17 protein-coding genes are annotated in these 16,007 nt (G+C 63.9%); 6 read left to right on the forward strand and 11 right to left on the reverse strand.

The window, feature by feature from the left end; all coding sequences use genetic code 11:
• From OZ671_RS30645 to OZ671_RS30660, 4 genes are all read right to left on the reverse strand, one after another.
• A partial coding sequence (locus OZ671_RS30645; protein ID WP_268864227.1) for a ParA family protein occupies nucleotides 1–489 on the reverse strand: 489 nt, incomplete at its 3' end.
• A gap of 244 nt (nucleotides 490–733) precedes the next feature.
• Nucleotides 734–1,612 (reverse strand): helix-turn-helix domain-containing protein, encoded by an 879-nt coding sequence (locus tag OZ671_RS30650; RefSeq protein ID WP_268864228.1) that lies wholly within the window; start codon nucleotides 1,610–1,612, stop codon nucleotides 734–736.
• A 195-nt stretch (nucleotides 1,613–1,807) separates the two neighbouring features.
• The gene (locus OZ671_RS30655; protein WP_017502925.1) at nucleotides 1,808–2,017 is read right to left on the reverse strand and encodes a ribbon-helix-helix protein, CopG family; all 210 of its coding nucleotides are present in this window, start codon (nucleotides 2,015–2,017) and stop codon (nucleotides 1,808–1,810) included.
• A 98-nt stretch (nucleotides 2,018–2,115) separates the two neighbouring features.
• Nucleotides 2,116–2,682: a recombinase family protein gene (locus OZ671_RS30660; protein WP_046986025.1), complete on the reverse strand. Its 567-nt coding sequence runs from the start codon at nucleotides 2,680–2,682 to the stop codon at nucleotides 2,116–2,118.
• A gap of 170 nt (nucleotides 2,683–2,852) precedes the next feature.
• Here OZ671_RS30660 and OZ671_RS30665 point away from each other — a divergent pair, with 170 nt between their 5' ends.
• From OZ671_RS30665 to OZ671_RS30675, 3 genes are all read left to right on the forward strand, one after another.
• A complete protein-coding gene (locus OZ671_RS30665) occupies nucleotides 2,853–4,181 on the forward strand; it encodes an enoyl ACP reductase FabMG family protein (protein ID WP_026109555.1) in 1,329 nt (442 codons plus the stop codon).
• Nucleotides 4,182–4,521: 340 nt separating this feature from the next.
• On the forward strand, nucleotides 4,522–5,997 hold the full coding sequence (locus OZ671_RS30670; protein WP_234832090.1) for an MFS transporter: 1,476 nt from the start codon (nucleotides 4,522–4,524) through the stop codon (nucleotides 5,995–5,997).
• A gap of 15 nt (nucleotides 5,998–6,012) precedes the next feature.
• On the forward strand, nucleotides 6,013–6,570 hold the full coding sequence (locus tag OZ671_RS30675; protein ID WP_017502940.1) for a TetR/AcrR family transcriptional regulator: 558 nt from the start codon (nucleotides 6,013–6,015) through the stop codon (nucleotides 6,568–6,570).
• A 45-nt stretch (nucleotides 6,571–6,615) separates the two neighbouring features.
• Here OZ671_RS30675 and OZ671_RS30680 read toward each other — a convergent pair whose 3' ends face one another.
• The 3 genes from OZ671_RS30680 to traA are packed head-to-tail and all read right to left on the reverse strand — an operon-like array spanning nucleotide 6,616 to nucleotide 11,682.
• Nucleotides 6,616–7,164, reverse strand: coding sequence for an AAA family ATPase (locus OZ671_RS30680; protein ID WP_035227934.1), 549 nt, complete (start codon nucleotides 7,162–7,164; stop codon nucleotides 6,616–6,618).
• 16 nt (nucleotides 7,165–7,180) lie between these two features.
• The gene (locus OZ671_RS30685; RefSeq protein WP_017502936.1) at nucleotides 7,181–7,930 is read right to left on the reverse strand and encodes a DUF6118 family protein; all 750 of its coding nucleotides are present in this window, start codon (nucleotides 7,928–7,930) and stop codon (nucleotides 7,181–7,183) included.
• Nucleotides 7,931–7,941: 11 nt separating this feature from the next.
• Nucleotides 7,942–11,682: a Ti-type conjugative transfer relaxase TraA gene (traA, locus tag OZ671_RS30690; protein ID WP_026109554.1), complete on the reverse strand. Its 3,741-nt coding sequence runs from the start codon at nucleotides 11,680–11,682 to the stop codon at nucleotides 7,942–7,944.
• A 271-nt stretch (nucleotides 11,683–11,953) separates the two neighbouring features.
• Here traA and OZ671_RS30695 point away from each other — a divergent pair, with 271 nt between their 5' ends.
• From OZ671_RS30695 to OZ671_RS30705, 3 genes are read left to right on the forward strand one after another with little or no spacing between them, the layout of a single operon-like run.
• Nucleotides 11,954–12,259 (forward strand): hypothetical protein, encoded by a 306-nt coding sequence (locus OZ671_RS30695; protein WP_017502934.1) that lies wholly within the window; start codon nucleotides 11,954–11,956, stop codon nucleotides 12,257–12,259.
• Nucleotides 12,256–13,920 carry a type IV secretory system conjugative DNA transfer family protein gene (locus OZ671_RS30700; protein ID WP_026109553.1) on the forward strand — a complete coding sequence of 555 codons (1,665 nt, stop codon included), beginning with the start codon at nucleotides 12,256–12,258 and terminating at the stop codon, nucleotides 13,918–13,920. Before OZ671_RS30695 ends, OZ671_RS30700 begins: the two co-directional genes overlap by 4 nt.
• An 11-nt stretch (nucleotides 13,921–13,931) precedes the next feature.
• The gene (locus tag OZ671_RS30705) at nucleotides 13,932–14,321 is read left to right on the forward strand and encodes a hypothetical protein (protein ID WP_038293042.1); all 390 of its coding nucleotides are present in this window, start codon (nucleotides 13,932–13,934) and stop codon (nucleotides 14,319–14,321) included.
• A gap of 80 nt (nucleotides 14,322–14,401) precedes the next feature.
• On the opposite strand, the gene OZ671_RS30710 is transcribed toward OZ671_RS30705, so the two are convergent.
• The 4 genes from OZ671_RS30710 to OZ671_RS30725 form a co-directional block, all read right to left on the reverse strand.
• Nucleotides 14,402–14,638 carry a hypothetical protein gene (locus OZ671_RS30710; RefSeq protein ID WP_017502931.1) on the reverse strand — a complete coding sequence of 79 codons (237 nt, stop codon included), beginning with the start codon at nucleotides 14,636–14,638 and terminating at the stop codon, nucleotides 14,402–14,404.
• A gap of 123 nt (nucleotides 14,639–14,761) precedes the next feature.
• Nucleotides 14,762–15,079, reverse strand: coding sequence for a helix-turn-helix domain-containing protein (locus tag OZ671_RS30715; RefSeq protein ID WP_017502930.1), 318 nt, complete (start codon nucleotides 15,077–15,079; stop codon nucleotides 14,762–14,764).
• Entirely contained in the window at nucleotides 15,072–15,446 is a 375-nt protein-coding gene (locus tag OZ671_RS30720; protein ID WP_017502929.1) for a type II toxin-antitoxin system RelE/ParE family toxin, read from the reverse strand. Before OZ671_RS30720 ends, OZ671_RS30715 begins: the two co-directional genes overlap by 8 nt.
• A gap of 78 nt (nucleotides 15,447–15,524) precedes the next feature.
• Entirely contained in the window at nucleotides 15,525–15,800 is a 276-nt protein-coding gene (locus tag OZ671_RS30725; RefSeq protein WP_158877732.1) for a ribbon-helix-helix domain-containing protein, read from the reverse strand.
• Nucleotides 15,801–16,007: the final 207 nt, after the last annotated feature.

Genomic DNA, 16,007 nt, shown 5'->3' on the forward strand with positions numbered 1-16,007 from the left:
AACGGGGGCAACCTCCAAATCGTGAACCTGAACGGCGGCGCGCGCATCGGCCAAGAGCTGCGTGGCGCGCGGCGGCACGGCGTTCAAAACGACAAAAGCCGGTTTTTGGGCGAGCTTCACCAGCTCGGCCGTGCTTCCGATCGCGCGAAGATCAAGGATGCCGGCGCGGCAGGGGATCAACACCAAGTCGGCCGCTCGTGTCGCGGCCATTGCCGCCGCTTCCGAGTGCGGCGCGGTGTCGATCACGACTAGCTCGGCCCCGCCATCGGTCGCAGCCTGCAAGCCTTGCGGCAAGCGGGTGTGAGGAAGTGCAACGACAACCGGGGCCTCGCCTTGTCGGCTATCGCCCCAGCCGGCGGCGCTTGCTTGGGGATCGAGGTCGATAATCGCGGCCGAAAGCCCGGCCGCCTCGGCGGCCGTGGCGATATGCAGGGCGAGGGTGGTTTTTCCAGCCCCGCCCTTTTGGCTGACAATAGCGATTGTTTTCATTTTGCTGGCATAGCAGCAATGAGAATTGACGGCAAGAAGCTTTGCTTAAATACCTTATTGCCAGCAATACAGCAAAGATTGAGCGCCGACCTTGCCCCTCGCTCCCTCTCGAAAGCCCATAGGATGCTGGCCGCAGGCGCGAACGGTGCGGATTAGGTGGTGAGGGTGCCGTTTCCCGATCCGCCCTATAAGCGGATCGGAACCGCCGCAGGGCTGCGAAAGCAGCCCGAACAGCGGCGACCGCTTATGTTTGCCCTCTTAGATAAAGATCAGATGGGGATTCAGTCTGGTTATCGGACTCACGTTTCTGGATAGCTTTCCCAAGGGCCGCCAGCGCCCGGCCTAGCGCGGTATCGCCGGCCTCGGACAGCGCCAGCTCATCGAGGGGCAGGGCCTTCTTGTAGGCGTCCACCTCGGCCGCGCGGGCTTCCTGTGCGGCGCTGTGGTCGTCGGGCAGGGGCGGGGCCTTGCTGAACCGTCCAAGGAACTGCCGGGCCTTCTCCGGCAGGGACAGGCGGTAGGCGTTGCTCGTCTGCTGGACCTGTGGGCCGCGCCCCTCGTTGCCGGTCGGCTCGTAGCGCCGCAGCCAGTCGATGAAACCATGCGCCCGCAGGTTCTTCAGCGCCCGCACGATCGTATCGCGCGACCGGCCTAGCCGATCCATGATCGTGGTGATTGACGGCTCTAGCCGGCCGGTGCGGAAGTCGATGAGATTGACGAACAGCCGCAGCACGTCCAGCGCCACCGATCCTAGCGGGCCGCTGCGCTCGCTCTTCTCGCGCAAGCCGGCCTCGTTGTAGATTTCGGCCGCCTTCAAGATCGCCTGCACGTCCTTGCGCGTCGTCGGCCGCCATATCCGGCCCTCCGATCGCCCCCGGATATGGCTATGCCGGCGAACTGGTGTCGGGCAGCGCGGGGCAGGGGGCGGGAAGACCAGCCCTAGCGCGGTCTGTCCCGATCCCCGCAGGGCGGCCCGGCGCTCATGGGCGAGCGTCGTAAGCTCGCCGGCCTCGTCGTCGGTGAGCTGGCCCGCGCCGTATCGGCTCCAAACCTCCCGCATGATTTCATCAAGCGCGTTCCCGCGCGCGCAGCCGATCGCGGCCGCGTATTGCGTCCCTAACATATGCCCTCGTCCTTCCATTTGAAGGACATGACGACTGTGGACGGCAGGCACGGCGCTCCCGTTTCCGCAAGAATCAATCTTGCGAATTGGAGTGCTCTAGCGTAGATAAGGGGAGACTTTGATGGCCCCGGCTCTACGGTGTGTCTGACGGCCTACAAAAACGCTCGACCGCGCCAACGGTCGGGCGTTTTGCCGTTATGTCCCTTGCTTCGCTTCGATATAGAACCTCAACGCTTCTTCGATGATCGGCGCGCGTGCTGACGCGCCCCGTTGCTCCTTGATCCTGTCGATTGCCTCGACAAGCTCACCCGGAACATAGGTATTCAACGCCACGCGGCCGGCCGCGATCTGCCGCGCCCTGTGGGCGGCAACGCCTCTGCGAATCTCTTCCGCGCGTTCCTTCATGTTTACAACTAAGAGCAAGCCGCCCGATTCTGCAATCCCTTGCGGGAAGAACCGGGAAAGGCACTACTTCTAGGGCAGGGCAACTAAACGCAGTAACGTCAATGCGTATTCACGTCATTGCGTTCTAAAGCCCGATAGAGGGTAGCGCGATGCACACCTAACAGCCGGGCAACCTCGGCCGGCTTCTTGTCCTCGCTGATGAGCTGGCGGGCGTGTGCGATCTGCTCGGCCGAAAGGGTAGGGGGGCGGCCGAAGCGAACACCCTTCGCCTTCGCAGCGGCCCGGCCGGCGCTCGTGCGCTCGTGGATCAAGCTGCGCTCGAACTCGGCAACGCCGGCGAAGAAGGTCAGCACCATGCGCCCCGCCGGCGTCGTCGTGTCGGCCCACGGCTCGGCCAGCGATCGCAAGCCGGCCTCGGCGTGGCCGATCCGCTCGGCTATGTCGAGAAGATCGCGCGTCGATCGGGCGAGGCGATCGAGCCGCGTCACCGTCACCACGTTGCCGGGCTGCAAATGGTCCAGCATCTTCGCCAGCTCGGGGCGGCCGCGATGCGCGCCGGATGCCTTTTCCTCAAAGATGCGCTTGCAGCCTGCCGCTTTCAGCTCCGCGCGCTGCTGGTCAAGGGTCTGGCCGTCGGTCGAGACGCGCGCATATCCGATCATCATGGGGCAGGGGGCTTTCGCTGCTATGCTCACCGCCCGAATCTAGCGGGTGCATCTCGTCGCGAAAATCCCTATTCTGCGACTGTCGCGGGTTTCGGGACTTCTGCGACAATGGGCCATCTCGGATGCTTGACGTTTCGCTCCGAAAGCATCCCCAAATTGCAAAGGCTGATATGACGAATCTCACACCGCAAAAAACCATGAACCCCAATACTCTCTTCCGTAAGGGAGATTTCTTCGTGCTTTTTGGCGAGCTGTTTGGCCGTGGCTATGCAGCCGGTCTGCTTGACGAGGCCAAGGCTGCGGGCATGACCATCCTGGGAGTCACAGTCGGCCGTCGCGAGGAGAATAACGCATTGCGCGCCTTGGCTGATGACGAACTGGCTGCGGCTGAAGCCAATCTCGGCGGCAAGATTATCAACACTCCGCTGATGGCAGGCTTTGATCTCGATGCTCCCGAAGGCGGTCCTACCCCAACTGATCTTCTCGGGAAGATGACTCTCGACACCTGGCAGACCGATACCCTCGATTGGGACTATATTGCGCGCTGCCACGAGGTTGGATTGACACGGTTCAAGACCGCGCTCGACGCAGTTATGGCGGAACTCGATGACCTGATCCCCGACGGCAGGAACGTCTTCTTCGCACACACAATGGCAGGTGGTATCCCGAAGGCCAAGGTCGTTCTCGCTATCGTAAACCGCATCTACAAGGGTCGTGGCGCGCGACATATGTCGTCGCAGTCGCTGATCGAAAGCGATCTCGGGAAGCTCGTTTTGCAAAACTTTGACGAGGTTTCGGCTAATACCTTTGGCTACCTGCTTGAGGCCAGCTCTGCCATCCGTACCCGGATCTGGGCGGCCGGCGGACAGGTTCGTTACACCGCCTATGGCTATCACGGCACCGAAGTTCTGATTGGCGGCAGCTATCGCTGGCAGACTTATACCAACTACACTCAAGGCTATGCGAAGATGCGTCTTGAAGGTGTTGCCGAAGCTGCGTGGCGCAAAGGCATAAAAGCCACAGTGTTCAATTGCCCCGAAATCCGCACCAATTCCTCCGATGTATTCGCCGGGCTCGAACTGTCGCTCCTACCGTTGCTGGGCGCGCTGAAGAAAGAAGGCGGTGGAGGCTGGGTCGAGGTGCTTTGGCAAGGATGCCAAGACCTGCTGAAAGACGGCGTGACGCTCGAAGCCCTGCTACAGATGGTTTTGGACTATCAGAACAACGAGGCGATGCAGCCCTATTATGACTTCGACCTTTGGCCGCTGCCGAATAGCGCCACTCAGGCGGAGCAGACCATCGGCACATCACAAGAGATCGTGCAACTGCACAAAGATAAAAGAATTCTCGTGAGCGACGTCTTGAGCCATCATGTGGTCAAGGCGGTCGGCCAGTTGATCTTTGGCGAGGCCAGCGAACCCTCCGGACCTGTCCTGTGGCTGAACCACGATCTGGTTGCACGTCGACTCATCGCAGCAAGCGGGGGGAGTGCGGACTGACACCTTGCACAGTCGGAGGCATATGCTCTAGCCGCCGAAAAGCGAGGCTGTCTGTCGCGCAAATCCTGAAACCTGCATCACGTCCGCAGCGGCCCGGAATCCGGGCCGCGACGTGTCGCAAAAATCAGTCGCGAATCTATCACTTTCGCACCTGATTTTCGCGACAGAATTTCTCCTGAAAAATCAGCGCCGGCGATTTTGTCGCAAAAATCAGGATTTCCGCGACAACTGACCGAGCTTTTTGAGTTGAAATTTTACAATCTAGAATGTATAGCGACGGCTGCTCAAACCGGATGGATTCCCAATGACGGCCTCACATTCAAACCGATGGCTCTTGCTGGTGACGGTGGCTGCCGGCCTGCTGCTCATCACCCTCGACAACTCCGTCCTCTATACCGCCCTTCCGACGCTCACCCGCGAACTCGGGGCGACGACCACGCAGGGGCTATGGATCATCAACGCCTATCCGCTGGTCATGGCCGGCCTGCTGCTCGGTGCCGGAACGCTTGGCGACCGCATCGGCCATCGCACAATGTTCCTCGCCGGCCTTGTCCTGTTCGGCATCGCGTCCATCGTGGCTGCGTTCTCCCCCACGCCGGAAGTGCTGATCGCCGCCCGCGCCTTCCTCGCCATCGGGGCATCTGCCATGATGCCCGCCACATTGGCCCTGATCCGCATCACCTTCACCGTCGAGCGCGAGCGCAACATCGCTATCGCCATATGGGGTTCCATCTCGATCGTGGGGGCCGCCATAGGCCCGATCATCGGGGGATTGCTGCTCGAACATTTCTGGTGGGGGTCAGTCTTCCTTATCAATGTTCCGGTGGTGATCGCGGCTTTCATCGGGACGCTGCTGGTCGCGCCGAAGGTCGCCGGCGACGGCTCGCGGCCGTGGGACTTGCTGTCATCAGTTCTGGCATTGGCCGCGCTGTCCGCGCTCGTGATCGCAATCAAGGACGCGGCCAGCGCCAATCCGTCTTCGGCCGTATTGAGCGCGGCCTTGCTCGTCACCGCAGCGGCGGGCTTCCTGTTCGTCCGGCGACAAGCGCGCTTGCCGTTTCCGCTGCTCGACTTCTCGATTTTCCGCAACCCGGCCTTTTCGTCTGGCGTGCTGGCCGCCGCCATGATGATGTTCGCCTTGGGCGGTATCCAGCTCGTGACGACGCAGCGGTTCCAACTCGTCGCCGGCTATTCCCCGCTGGAGGCCGGCTTGCTGGTTTCCGCCGCCGCCATCGGCTCGTTGCCGACCGCGCTGCTCGGCGGCGCGCTGCTGCACCGCATTGGCCTGCTCTACCTGATCGCGGGAGGGCTTGGGGCGGGGTCGCTCGCCGTGCTGCTGACGGCGTGGGGACTGTCGCAGGGAACGGGATGGGTGCTTGCAGGTATGTTCCTGACCGGCGCGGGGCTTGGAGCCGCTGCGTCGGTCGCGTCCACGGCCATCATCGGCAACGCGCCCGTGCATCGCGCCGGCATGGCCGCCTCGGTCGAGGAAGTGTCCTACGAGTTCGGCGGCCTGCTCGCCGTCGCCATTCTCGGTAGTCTGCTTTCGGCGCTCTATACACTCGGGATCGCCCTGCCCGAAGGCGCTCCCGTGGAAGCGCGCGACAACATCGCCACCGCTCTCACGCTGGCGGCCGGAGACACGGCAAACGGGCCGGCGCTCGTCGCGGCTGCATCCGCTGCCTTCGACAATGCCTATCTGGTGGTGATGTATGTCGGGGCTGCGCTATTGGCGGCCGGCGCGATCGTGACCGGGGTTCTTCTGCGCCGTTACGGGCCGGGGTCGCAATCCTCGCTCTATCCATCATCCCACTAGTTCGCGGAGGGCATCATGCGGACCAGCAATCGCAGGAAAATCCTCGACGCGATCATCGCCATTGTCGAGCGTGACGGCATTACCGCTGTCACCTTCGACGCCGTTGCGGCCGAAACCGGGCTGACGCGCGGCGGCTTGCTCTACCACTTCCCGTCGCGGGAGGCGCTTATCCTCGCGGCCCACCAACATCTTGCCGACCAATGGGAGGCGGGCATGGAGAAGATCGCGGGCGGCAAAGCCGACACGGTGGAGCCGGCCGAACGCGATGCGGCCTATATCCAGAGCTGCGCGCAGATGGCCCGCCGCGTCGAACTTCTGATGATGCTGGAAAGCGCCGGCGAGCCGGACCTTGATTCCTTATGGCAGGGCGTTCTTGACCGCTGGTCGCCGCCGGTTCCTGACGACGACGATCCGGCAGCCCTCGCGCGCTTCGTCGCCCGTCTTGCTGCTGATGGCCTGTGGGTCCACGAGGCAATGTCCAACCGGCCATTGCCGGCCAAGCTCAAGGAGCGTGTCTGTCGTGAGCTGGTGACGATGGCCGAAAGCATGACGCGAGATAGTAAGAACTCATAGACTTTGTCGCGAAACTCCCAAAACATGCGACAGTTTTAGCCTGCTTCACCCGGCTTGCAGACGTTCCGCGATGAAGTCGGCGCGCTGCTCGATCCCTACCAGCGGCAGCTCTACAATCTGATAGCCAAGCCGGGTGTAAGTTTCGGCCATGACTCGGCCGGTCGCCTCGGCCTCCTGCCGGTCCTGCTTGCGCTCGGCGTCCTGCGCGAAAATGGCACCCCAATACGGGGCGAGGAAAACCCGCTCGTTGTAGGGATGAATTTTCGCCGCCGCCTCAATATGAGCCGGGACAGGCAGGCCGCAGAGCGTAAGATAGCCGACAACATCAGGAATCCCGCGATCCATCAGGACAGGCGCGTCACTCGCAAGAGCCTCGTGATAGGAACGCAGCTCCCAACCCAACATGAGTTCGGCAAAGATGGCCCGATCCGCCCAAGGCAAGGCTGGCCCGCCGATCCTGACTTGATCTTGTATGATCGCCCGGCCGGCCTCGGGCATCGTGCGGAAGCCGCGCCGGGTCATGGCGTCAATCAGGCTGCTTTTGCCGGAACCGGGGCCGCCAGTCACGACGAACATATGTTGAGCGTTAGCCATAGAAACTCCTTCCACACTACTGCGCCGGCGCTTTCACCGTGATCGTGCATCGCTGATCCTCGCCGGCCGTGCGCGCGGCCTCCCAACAAGCCGCTACCGCCTCCCTGTTCGTTTCAAGGAGCTGGTCGGCCGAGGCCACGCGCTGCCACGCTTCCGGGCTGCCGAACGCCATGAGGCTCATACCGGCCTGCCACGGCCTTTCGCCCATGACGACGCTGGCGACACGCGGCGCGGCCGAGAACGGCAACAGGCGCGGAAGGAACAACATCACCAGCGCGCCGGCGAGCAGGCCGACCGCGAAAGCGGCGACAAGCCACCAATCTTGCCGGCTACGCTCCCGCGCGCCGGCGACGTGCGCCGAAAGATTGCGGCCGGCGCGCTCGAGGTCGGACGCCTGCCGCTCGAGCTGTTGCGCGGCGGTGCGTATCAGGGCCTCGCCGCTGCGCTCGAGGAGCGCCGCATAGTGCGTCGCGCCCTGCCGGAGAATAGGCGATTGCTCTACGCCGTGCATCCGCTCCGCAACAGTGTCGAGCGCCTGCACGAGCTGGGCGAGCTGGGGCTTGTAGTCCTGCGCCGGCTCGATCTTTTCGAGCTGGTCGAAAGCCGCTTCCAGCCCACGCCGCATCACGGTCATTTCCGCGCCGATCTGCGCGCCCTGCGTCTCGATCGTGCGCCGGAGCGCATCGAACGCGGCGGCCGGGTCGCCGGCGTCCTCGTCCAGTGCTTGCCGTGCGATTCCTTCCCTGTCGTCGTCCAGCTCCGTCATATTCTCCGTGCCTACCTTCCCAAACCGATGCCCCGGCTAATCTGCCGGCTGCGTGACATTTCTTCTTGTAGCTGATGGGCGATGCTCTGCCCCCGGCGAAGCTCCTGCCCGATTCCAAGCTCCTGCCGGCGATTGCGCAGGATGGAATCTACCTGCGGGTCACGTTCGAGGCTCTTGGTCAGGCCGTTCATCTGGCTTTCGACCTTGGCGCGGGCATCGTCGTGCTGCCAGCCGCGAAGCTCCCGGCGCTGGCCCTGTAGTTCCTGCCAGCGTTCAACAAACCGCTCGGCCCTGACATTCGGGTCTTGCAGCGCGGCGTTTTCGCGCTTCATCCCGTCGATCACCTGCGCGACACGCTCCCGGCCGGAAAGCTCGGTCATGGCGCGCGCCGTCGCCGGGTCGTTTTGCAGGGTCGAACGCATCAAATCTTTCATGCCGTCGCGCACCTGGTCGAGCTGCTGGCCGGCATCGCCCATTTCCTGCCGCTGCATGTCGAGGACCGGCAGGCCCTCGCGCCGGTGCTGGTCGATCGACTGATAGGCCCGCGAATAGCGGTCAACGGCCTGCTCAAGCGGCGACTGCCCCCGCGCCCGCTCGGCCAGCCGGTCGGGCGCCGGCGCCTGCCGCAAGCTCCCTTCCCTTTCCGGCCGTCGCTGCATCCGCGATGCCTCGCCGCGCTCCTGTGAGGGCGCAGGGCGTGCATTGAGCTTGAGGCCGGCGAACATACCGCGCCGCTGCTTCTCGGCCTGCTGCGGCCGTTTCTGGTCGATCTGCGGGCCGTCCTCGCCGGCGCGGTCTGGCTCGCGGCTCTCGGCCGCCGCGCCGCGCCCGAGTTTCAGGCCCTCGAACGGATTGCGGCGCTGCTGTCGATCGCTGGCGAGATCTTCGCGCGGATCTGCACGAAGATCCTGCGCGAGATCCGCGCCGACTTTTTGCGAGGATCTCCGCTCAAGGGCGTGATCCCCGGCCGTCGACTCCCGTTCCGCACGTAGCCCGGCGCGCTCGGCCGGAATCTCGATCTCGCTGCGGACGCCCATTTGCTCCGCGATCCCGCGCCGCTCGGCAAAGTCGCGGGTATAGTCGAGCGTCGTTTCCTTCACGCCCGACCGGGACAGGCGGCGTTCTAGCTGGCTATAGGCCAGCTCGCCGGCGTCCTGAACCTTCCATGTGTTGCGGTGCGTCTGCGTCCCATCGGGCAAGGTGACGGGGGTGGAACCCTCATGCTGTAGGCCGATCTTCTCCCCGATCTCCGGCGCGGCCTCCTTCATGGCCCGCTCTAGATCGACGCCCCATAGGGTGCGCTGCTCGCCCTTGTCGTTTTCCAGCGTCACGAAATAGCTGTCGGACTTCTGCGGGTCATGCTCGAAGGGCGCGGCCCCATGCTCGACCAGCCGGCCGGCATTGGTGAACTCGTCCTGTGCCGCGTAGAGCTGCACCCCGTCACGATGCCGGGTCATGGCGACATAGGTTAGATGCCGGTCCATCGTCCCCGACGCCATCACATAGGAGCGATCGACCGTCGCCCCCTGATTTTTGTGAATCGTCGTCGCATAACCGTGGTCGATCGCCTGATAGTCGCCCATCGGCACGGAAACACTATCGCCGCCCCGGCCGTCGAGCTGCGCGACGATCCGGCCCGCCTCGACATGCTCGACCGTGCCTAGCATCCCGTTTTTCACGCCAAGGTCGCGGTTGTTCTCCAAGAACACGATGCGGTCGCCCGGCGCGAACTCCCTCTGCCCGGTATTGGTCTGGAAGGTCAGCGCCCGGCCCGGCCCTTCCCGCTCATGGGCGACGTCGCCCGGCGCAAGGCTGTCGTCGGCCACGCGCGCCAGCTCGCCCCGTGCCAAAACACCCCGGTCCTGTAGCTCGGCCCGGATCGCGTCATTGATGGCGCGAACATCGGCCCGGCGATGCGCCATCGCAACCCGGGTGCCGTCCGGACGTTCATCGCGATCGGCAAGGTAGTCCCGCACGATCTGGCCGCGCGCGTCCTCGCCTGTCTCGGCAAAGCTGATATTGCCGTGATCCCGATAGGCCGCCAGCCCCTCGGCCGTCCGGTGCGTGGCGAAGTCAATGGAAGCGTCCCGCTGCCAGTCCACGCGCTGCCGGCGAATCTCCGACAGCTCGGCATGGCCGATTTCCTCCGTGATCGCCCGGAACGGTGCGCCGGCCCCGATCGCCTGCAACTGCTCATGGTCGCCTACAAGGACGATCTTCGCCCCGCGCGCCTCGGCCTCGCCAACGAAGCGGGCGAGCTGGCGGCTCCCGACCATGCCCGCCTCGTCGATCACGAACACGTCGCCGCGGCCGATCGTGCCGCGGTCGTTCTCCCAACCGCGGGACCATGATGCGAGGGTGCGGCTCTGGATGCCGGAACTTTCCTCCAAGCCCTCGGCCGCCTTCCCCGACAGGGCCGCGCCGTGGACCTGATAGCCTTCGGCCTCCCACGCCTCGCGCGCGGCCGCGAGCATGGTGGACTTGCCAGCGCCGGCATAACCGACAACGGCCGCGATCCGCTCCGGCCCGGTGATATGCTCGATCGCCCGGCGCTGCTCGTCCGAAAGTCGCGCCGTCTCGATCTGGCGTTCACGTTCGCCGGCGTCCAGCTCGCCCCGCGCAACCTTCCCGGCCGTGTCATGGGAAACGCTCGACCGAATGGCGGCGTCTTGGGCATCTATCGCCCGCTCGACATGCCGGCGATCGACGCCATGACCATGAGCCGCGTGCATCCGCTGCGCGCTCTCGATCATGCCGGATTCGATCTCGACCATTTCGCGGGTGGAATAGCGAGCAAGCTCGATCTCGCCCGTTGCCGGGTCCGCGCGCTCGGGCTGCAACTCGACCAGCGCCGGCGAGGCCATCACCTTCGCAAAGGCGCTCTGGAACTCCTGCGGGTCGTCGTTGATGTAGCGATGCAGCGCCCGCGCAACGTCGTGGCGATCGAACACGCTCTTTTCCCCGGTGATGAGGGTTAGAACCTGCTCGGGCTTCTCCCGGATCAGCTCGGCATTGCGCCGGGCCGCATCCTCGTCCAGCCGCGACCGCGACACGTCGAGGCCGCGCCGTTCCATCTGCGAGGCATGGACGCCCATATGCTCGGTCGGCGCGATCTCAAGCCCGCGCTCCATGTGCGAACGATGGTCGATCCGAATATCAAGCCCGGCCATTGCAAGCCGCTCGTTGGCGATCCCCTCCCACCTCTGGCGAAGGTCGCGGAGCTGCATATCGGTCGTCGGCAGGTCGTGCGCCAGCAGCCATTTGTTTTCGCGCTCAAGATAGGTCTTGTCGCCTAGCCCGTTCTCCGTCACCTGCCGCGTGGTCATAAGGATATGGGCATGGTGATTGCGAACGTCGCTCGCCTCGTGCGGTGCATGAATGGCGAAATCCACGGCCGCGCCGTAGCGGTCGGCCAGCTCCTGCGCCATCTCCCGCGCCGCCTCTAGCCGTTCCTCGGCCGAAAGCTCATGCGGCAAGGCAACCTCGAACTCGCGGGCAACGCGGGCATCCTTCCGCTTCTCGGCAAACTCGGCGGCGTTCCAGAGCGTCGAGCGATCCCGCGCCCAATCGGCGTTGACGCCTTCCGGCAAGACGATCTCGGCATGTTCGACGCCCTGCTTTGCCGTGTAGTCGTGCGTGATGCCGTCGCGCTCGTTGGTCAACTTCTCCCCGGCACGATAAGCCATAGAGGCGACGGCGCTACGGCCCTTCGCCCGCGAAACTGGCTTCATGCTGAAATGGTAGATCGCCAACCCGTTGCCTCGATCCCGTTTCCGCCTTTCCCGTCAGCTTTCTAGCTGACAGCGCGCTGAGTTACGCAGTAACTCGTAAGTGCGCCCTTCTCAACTCAATTGCTTCGCTCTTTCGCTGTTCGGTGTGGCGCTGCGGCTAGGTCGATGCAATGAAACTGAGGCCCGGATTGTGCTGCAAAACCGCCGAAAACTCAAGCGCAACAGGCAAACACTGGAAAAGACGGCCGGGAATGATAGTCTAGGCGAACAACCGGAAAAGGAGATTTGAGGAATGGCGCGCAAATCCATTGAAGAACGTCTAGCCCAACTGGATGCGCAGCGCGCCGCCCTCAAGGCACGGCTCGGCAAGCAGGAACGCGCCAACGACACGCGCCGCAAGGTGCTGCTCGGCGCGCTCGTCCTGCATCGCCTCGAACACGGCAAGGATGAAGAATTTGCCCGGCGCTTGGGCGAATGGCTCAAGCGTGAGCTGCCCGACTTCCTGACGCGCCCCGGTGACAAGGAACTGTTTGCCGATCTGATCGGCAACGCGCCGGCCGGGGAAACGACAGGTAGCGCCGGGGGGACGGCCGCATGAGTCAGGCGAGACTTGCTTGGGGTGCGTTCAAGAACATGATGCGGCAGGCCGCGCGTGATCCGCTATGGGCGTTCGTCGCTCTGCTCGCCGCACCTTTCCGCATCTGGAAACCGCTTCTCGGGCTTCTGTTCCTCCTTGTTATCGTCCTGTTCGTCCTCGGCTTCGGCGGCCGCTTCGCTCTCGAACAAATCGGCTTTCGCGTCGGCTCGGTTCCGGTTCTCCTGCTCGATCTCGTCACGCTGCTGGTGCTGCTGGCGCTCGCCTTCCGCTTCCTCACCAATCCGCTGATTATCCATTTCGGGGATATGGACGGCGAAACCCACGGCTCAGCCCGCTTCGCCACCGACAAGGAAACCGCCGCCCTCGCCCGCGCCGATTCCGGCCTGCTGATCGGCCGCGACGGCAAGACCGGGAAGCTCCTGCGCTATGACGGCCCGGCCCATCTGCTGACGATGGCACCGACACGCACCGGCAAGGGGGTGGGAACCATCATCCCCAACCTGCTCACCGCCGACCGCTCCGTGATCTGCATCGACCCCAAGGGCGAAAATGCCAAGATCGCCGGCCGCGCCCGCCAGCAGTTCGGCCCGGTCCATGTCCTCGACCCCTTCGGCGTCACCGGCCAGCCCTCGGCCGCCTTCAATCCGCTGGAAGGGCTCGACCCGGCCGGCCTCGATGTCGCGGAAGATGCAAGCACCTTGGCCGACGCCCTCGTGTTCGATGAACCGGGCATGGCGGGCGAGGCGCATTGGAACGAGGAAGCCAAGGCGCTCATTGCCGGCCTGATCCTCCATATTGCCGCCAGCGAGCCGCGCGACAGGCGAAACCTCGCCACCCTGCGCGAATATCTCACCCTCGCCCCTGAAACCTTCGCCGCGCTCCTGAAGGACATGCAGGCGTCAATGGCCGCCTCCGGCCTGATCGCCCGCGCCGCAAACCGCCACCTCGGCAAATCCGACCGCGAGGCGGCCGGCGTCCTCTCGGCCGCGCAGCGCCATACCCATTTCCTCGACAGCCCGCGCATGGTCGCGGTCCTCGGCCGATCCGATTTCGGCTTTGCTGATCTCAAGCGCCGCAACGTCTCTGTGTTCCTCGTCCTGCCGCCCGATCGCCTCGCCACCTATTCGCGATGGCTGCGCCTGCTCGTCGCGCAAAGCCTCACCGACATGGCCCGCGATCCCGCCAAGCCGGCCGTGCCGGTCCTCTATCTGCTCGATGAGTTCGCCGCCCTCGGCCATCTGGCCCCCGTCGAGCGCGCTATGGGCCTCATGGCCGGCTACGGCGTCCAGCTCTGGCCCATCCTGCAGGACGTTCACCAGCTCCGCGCCACCTACGGGCAGCGCGCCGGCACCTTCCTGTCAAACGCCGGCGTCCTACAGGTGTTCGGCGTCAACGATCACGATAGCGCCCGCCTTGTCTCCGATCTGCTCGGGCAGGAAACCGTGGTGTTCCAGACCATGAGCCGGGCGCTCGATTCCGACAAATCCGGCATTTCCTACGGCGAGCAGCACACGGCCCGCCCGCTGCTGACCCCCGATGAGGTCCGCAACCTGCCGCAGCATGTCGAATTGCTGTTCCTCGCCGGGCAACGCCCGATCGTCGCCGGCAAGCTCGCCTATTACGCCGATGCAGAGTTCCGGGGGCTGTTCGACCAAGCATGAAGGATGAAGCCATGACCGACACCGATGCGCCCGAATGGCCCGATCCCGCCGACAAGGCCCATGCCGTCGAGCAAGCCAAGTGGCTCCGCAACCAGGTCGCAGAGGGTGGATTGCGATTTGAAGCCTATTTGCCGCCGTCGCTGGCCCTGTGGCTGCTCGATCTGATCGAACAGGACACGTTCCTTGATCCGTCCGAAGCCGTGTTCGTGATCTTGGGCGAGCATAAGGAGCTGGAACCCCATGCCGATCTGCGCCGGGAACTGCTCAAGCGCAGCATCGAGGCGGCGGCCGATGATCCCCGACCGGGGATTTCGGGCGAGGAAATGAAAGCGGAGCTGCGCGACATGCTCAAAGCCCCCCTGCCCGAGCCGGCCAGATGGGAAAAGCGGTCCCGGCGCTGACGCACCGGGGCTTTGTCACTGGCGGCCCTCCGGCTCACTACAGCGCGACATGGGGGCGCGTTCGCCTCCGGGCCGGGCGGCTACGCCGCGTCCCGTTCGTCCAGATAACGCGAATGGAGCCGGGTCAGCTCGATCCCGTCAACGGCCTGCGCTCGCCGTAAGGCAACGACCAGCTCCCCGACTTCATCAACAACACCATCGTCGCCGGAAAGCCGGGTGGCATCATCGGCCCAATCGTCCAGCGCCGTGCGCTGAACGGCAACCCCATGTCGGGCCGCCAGCTCCCGGATGATCGTTTCGGCCGTCTTGGTCGTCATGGCTTGGCCTCCGCAGGCACGGCGCTAGCCCCCGGCTGGCCCGCTCTCATCATCTAGGGCCGTAGGGACAGCCGGGGGCGGGTTGCAGGCGAATACATTGCCTAATTGCCTCTTTGCCAGCAATCAAGCAATCGCTTGAACACCCTTTTTCTGGATGACTGTCAGAAGCCGCAGCGCCGGGCCTCCCGGCTTCTTCACACCCCGCTCCCAATCCGAAACGAGGCCCTTGCTCACGTTGAGATACCGGGCAAAGACTGGTTGCGACAGGTGTTCGCGCTCCCGGATTGCGCGGATTTCCTCGGGGGGCATCGGCTCAACTGCTGTCAGGCAGGCGTCATCAAACTCGCGCATCGTCTGCTTGTCGATCGCGCCAGACTGATAAAAGCCCTCCATCATTTCATGGACGGCCGCCATTGCCTCACTCTTGTATGCCTTAGCCATCGCAATTCACCTCTAACATTCGGCCCGCCGCTACTTCCGCGTCCATCTGTGCATCGGAGAACCCAAGCACCAACTTAGCCGCCCTCTTGAACGCGGCTTCCTCGTCGTCCTCTAGGTTCGCCAAGTCGCTTTTCGCGAACCCAAATGCGAAAACCGCCCGCGTTTCCGCCCGGAAGAAAATCAGCGTCCTATAGCCGCCTGATCTTCCAGCGCCCGGCCGTGCAACACGCTGCTTGATGAGGCCGGCTCCAAGATCGGCGTCGATCAATCCACGCTCGGCGCGCTCGATCGCCTCACATAGCATCGCATCGGAGATTTTCTCCTTACGGGCGAACCTGTGAAACCTGTTGCTCTTGAAGACTCTCACCGTTGCCCCGTCATATATAACACATAGCGCCACACTTCAAGGCTATCGTCACTTACGCGCCCGCCGCCTTGCCAGCAATCAGGCATTATGCTTTTGCAGCAAGTCGGCAAGCGCCTCTCGCATAAGGTCTTCAATTGAACGGTCGGTGTCGGCTGATAGCCTCTTGACCCGGCGATGGTCCTCCGGCTCGACAACGACCGTCAATCGCTTCATCCCTGCCCGCGTGGCGGCGTGGTAACGCTTGCCCTCGCCCGGAGCCGTCGCCATGCCGGCGACGGATTCCACGATAGCGGCAGGGGATGCCTGCGCGCCCACGGCTTTCATGCTCTCGGCTAAACTCGGTCTTTTGGACATGGCCTCATCTCGTAAAATTGCCAGTTTGCCAGCAATAGCATTTAACTGCATTGCCAGCAATATGCTTTGCAGTCAAATCGGCAACTGACTTCTGAGCCAAGCCAGCAACTCGGAAACTTCGTCGCTGGCTTTGCCGCCCGGCTCATACTCTGGCGCGGTTTTGCCCGCCGTGAGCGCATGTCCGAAGGCCGCCCGCTGCTGGAAGGC

It is taken from the genome of Phreatobacter sp. AB_2022a (genome assembly GCF_026847585.1).
GTDB lineage: Bacteria > Pseudomonadota > Alphaproteobacteria > Rhizobiales > Phreatobacteraceae > Phreatobacter.